Raw genomic sequence first — 4040 nt, forward strand, 5'->3', positions numbered from 1 at the left:
GGGGTGGGCTGTTCGGCTGGCTGGACATCGCCGGCCGGATCACCCGGGCGATCAACGGCTGGTTCGCCGGCTTGGTCGAGGCCGCGCTCGAGCCGATGCTGCGGCTGCTGGGCCGCACGGTGCTGTCCACTCCGGACGTGACCGTCCAGCCGCGGGTGGTCGAGCTGTGGAAAACCAGCGCGGTGATCGCGAACAGTGTGTTCCTGCTCGTGCTTACCGTCGGCGGGATCGCGGTCATGGGTCATGACAGCGTCCAGACCCGCGCCACCGCCAAGGAGCTCGCCCCGCGGATGGTGGTCGCGTTCGTGATGGCGAACCTGAGCCTGCCGCTGCTAGGGATCGCGATCCGGTTCGCCAACGCCCTGTCGCGGGCGTTGACCGGGCAGCGGGTGGACGCCGACGGGGCCGGGCAGCTGCTGCTGACGGTGCTGCTGGCCGGGCGGGTGACCAGCATCTTCCTGATCCTGCTGTCGCTGGTCGTGGTGGGGCTGGCCGCGACGGTCGTGGTGGGGTGGATCGTGCGGCTGACGGTGATGATGCTGCTGGCCGTCGCCGGCCCGCTGCTGCTGATCTGGCATGGCCTGCCGTGGACCGAGGGAGCGGCGGCGTTGTGGTGGCGGGCGGTCGCGGGCTGCCTGGCGATCCAGCTCGGCCAGAGCCTACTGATCATCCTGGGGTTGCAGGTGTTGCTGTCCGGGGACGGCGTGGGCGGGCTGCTGTCCGTCGGGGACGGGCTGATGAACATCCTGACGGCCGCGGCCGTGCTGTATACGGCGATCCGGTTGCAGGGCTGGGTGACCCAGCTGGTGCTGCGCGGTGGAGGCGGCCAGTCGATGGTGGTCAGCCTGGTGCGCTACCGGCTGCTGCGCGCGGGGCTGGCCGCCGCCGGTGTCCGCGTCTAACCCTTCACCGCACCCTCCCTACCTCGCTCTGCGTCCCGTCCAGTCCGTCCCGATTCGTACTGGACACCGTGCTCCGGTGGCTGTCCAGGGCCCCGGGCCCGACCCGCTGTCCCATTCCCTGTGTCGCGCTGTTGTATGGAGGTGTCGCATGTCCGCTGTTCCGCTGTCCGGTCCGGCCGGTTTCCGGGACCGGGTCCGGATCCCCGCTGATGTGGACCGGCCGGACCGGATCCTTTCGGTCTGACCGCCCGCCAACTCGCCCTGCTCGCCCCGTTCGTGCTCGCGATCGCCGTCCTGTACGGGGCGCTGTCCCCGGTGCTGCCGCTGCCGGTGGTCGCCGGGCTGTGCGTCCCGCTGCTGGCCGCCGGGGCCGCGCTCGCGCTCGGCCAGCGCGGCGGGGTGTCGCTGGACCGGTACGCCGCCGCCGCGCTGGCCCACCGCCGCCGCCCGCACCTGCACCTGTCCGCCCCCGACGGGCTGCCCGCCGCCCCGGGCTGGCTGCCCGATCTCGACACCGCCCGGCGCCACACCCCAGCGGCGGCCCGGCCGCTGGCCGGCGGGGTGGACGCGGCCGGGGTGATGGATCTGGGCCCGGACGGGGTCGCGGTGCTCGCCGAGGTGGACGGCGTCAACGTCACCCTCGGCACGGACAGCGAACGCCGTGGGCAGGTGACCGCGTTCGTCCGGATGCTCAACGCGTTGGACGGGCCGGTGCAGATCACGGTGCGGGCCGCGCCGGTCCGTCTCACCCCGCATCTGACCCGCATTCGCGCGCAGGCCGCCGAGCTGCCGCATCCGGCGTTGCAGACTGCCGCCGTCGACCATGCTGCCTTCCTCGACGGGCTCGCTGCCCGCCGGACCCTGCTGACCCGGCAGATCCTGCTCACCGCCCGGGAACCCGCCCCGGCCGGCGGCGCTCGGGGGCGCGACGCCGCGGCCGGCCGGGCGTTGCGGCGAGTCGAGGACGCCGCCGGGCTGCTGGCAACCGCCGGGCTGACCGTGCGGGTGTTGGACGCCGACGCGGTCACCGGCCTGCTCGCCGCCGCCGCCCACCCCGGCACCCCGCCGCTGCCCGCGGGCATCACCGCCACCGGCACCATCACGGCCGCACCGGCCGGAGACCCGCGATGACCCGCCACCTCTTCCCCTTCCCCCGGCCGGGGAAGTGGTCTCGGTCCGCCGCCGCGGGGCCGGCCGCCGGCGGGCCGGTGCTGTTGACCCCGCCCGGCCTGCAGGCCACCGCCGGCCACCTGCAGATCGCGGACATGGTCGCGGCCACGATGACGGTGGTCGGCTATCCCCGCGAGGTCGGCCCGGGATGGATCGAGCCGCTGCTGGCCTACCCCGGCCGGCTCGACGTGGCCGTACACGTGGACCCGATCCCGCCGCCGGTCGCGGCCCTGCGGCTACGCCGCCAGCTCGGCCGGTTGGAATCCGGCCGCCGCGCCGAGGCCGCCGCCGGCCGGCTCACCGACCCGGAGCTGGACGCCGCCGCGCACGACGCGGCGGATCTCGCCGGCCGACTCGCCCGCGGCGAGTCCCGGCTGTTCCGCCTGGGCCTGTATCTGACGGTCTACGCCGACAGCGTGCAGGACCTGGCCGAGGAGAAGGCCCGGGTCACGGCGCTGGCGCACAGCCTGCTGCTGGCGGTACAGCCGGCGACCTTCCGGACGCTGGCCGGCTGGGCGACCACCCTGCCCCTCGGGGTGGACCTGCTGCGTATCCGCCGCACCTTCGACAGCCAGGCGCTCGGCGCGGCGTTCCCGTTCGCCACCCCGGACCTGCCCCTGCCCGACGTCGACAGGCCGGGGGCCGGCCCGGTCGTCTACGGCGCGAACCTGCACTCCGCCGGCCTGGTCGTGCACGACCGGTGGGCGATGCCGAACTACAACTCCGTCACCCTGGCCGCCTCCGGCGCCGGGAAGTCCTACCTGACGAAACTCGACGTGCTCCGCAGCCTGTATCAGGACGTGCAGGTCGCCGTGGTCGACCCCGAGGACGAGTACGCCCGGCTGGCCGCCGCGGTCGGCGGCACCCACCTGCCGCTCGGCGCCCCCGGCGTGCACCTCAACCCGCTCGACCTGCCCGCCCACGCCCGGCATGATCCGGAGCTGCTCACACGCCGGGTGCTGTTCTGCCACACCCTGCTCGCCACCCTCCTCGGCGACGACGGGCTGGACGCGGCCGGGCGGGCGGTGGTGGACCGGGCGATCCTCACCGCCTACCGGCACGCCGGGATCACCACCGACCCGGCCACCTGGGACCGGCCCACCCCCCTGCTGACAGATGTGGCCGCCGTCCTGGCCGCCGAGGCGGATCCGGTCGGGCCGGTGCTCGCCGGCCGGCTCGCCCCCTACACCACCGGCAGCCACAGCACGCTGTTCGCCGGGCCGACCACGACCCGCCCGCAGGGCCATCTGCTCGTGTTCTCCCTGCGGCACCTGCCCGACGAGCTCAAACCGGCCGGCACCCTGCTCACTCTGGACGCGATCTGGCGGCAGGTCGCCGATCCCGCCCACCGGCGCCGGCGCCTCGTCGTCGTGGACGAAGCCTGGCTGCTCATGGCGCATCCGGCTGGCGCCCGGTTCCTGTTCCAGCTCGCCAAGGCCGCCCGTAAACACTGGGCCGGGCTGGCGGTGGTCACGCAGGACGCCGCCGACCTGCTCGGCTCGGAGCTGGGCCGGGCGGTCGTCGCCAACGCCGCCACCCAGATCCTGCTGCGCCAGGACAGCAGCAGCATCCACCAGGTCCAGACCGCGTTCGCGCTCTCCGACGGCGAGACCGGGCACCTGCTCGCGGCCCGCCCCGGCGACGCCCTGTTAATTATCGGGCCCGGGCGTCGGGCTGCCTTTCACGCCGACGCGTCACCGCAGGAACATGCCTTGATCACAACCGATCCGGTGGAGATCACCCCGACTCTCACCGGTGGCGGTCCCGCCGTGCCACCGTCCGCCACCGCCGCGACGGCGGTGCGGTCCGCCGTTCCCGCGCCGGTCCCGGCGGAGGATGCCGACCCCTGCTGACCACCCCTGTAACGCCCCATCCGTTGCCGGCCGGCGTCGTGCGGACCGGCCGGGTCCGCGCCCTTGTGTTCCGGAGGTTCGTTCATGCTCGCATCCAGCCCCCCACCCCTACCCC

General features: G+C 74.5%; 3 protein-coding genes. All 3 read left to right on the forward strand.

Annotation, left to right across the window (positions count from 1 at the left end; translation table 11 throughout):
• A partial coding sequence (locus AC5LUJ_RS22620; RefSeq protein ID WP_493465710.1) for a TrbL/VirB6 family protein occupies positions 1 to 902 on the forward strand: 902 nt, incomplete at its 5' end.
• 276 nt (positions 903 to 1178) lie between these two features.
• Positions 1179 to 2033 (forward strand): PrgI family mobile element protein, encoded by an 855-nt coding sequence (locus AC5LUJ_RS22625; protein WP_493465711.1) that lies wholly within the window; start codon positions 1179 to 1181, stop codon positions 2031 to 2033.
• Positions 2030 to 3925 (forward strand): VirB4 family type IV secretion system protein, encoded by a 1896-nt coding sequence (locus AC5LUJ_RS22630; protein ID WP_493465712.1) that lies wholly within the window; start codon positions 2030 to 2032, stop codon positions 3923 to 3925. Before AC5LUJ_RS22625 ends, AC5LUJ_RS22630 begins: the two co-directional genes overlap by 4 nt.
• Positions 3926 to 4040 lie beyond the last annotated feature (115 nt).

It is taken from the genome of Protofrankia sp. CiP1_Cm_nod3, from assembly GCF_982290655.1.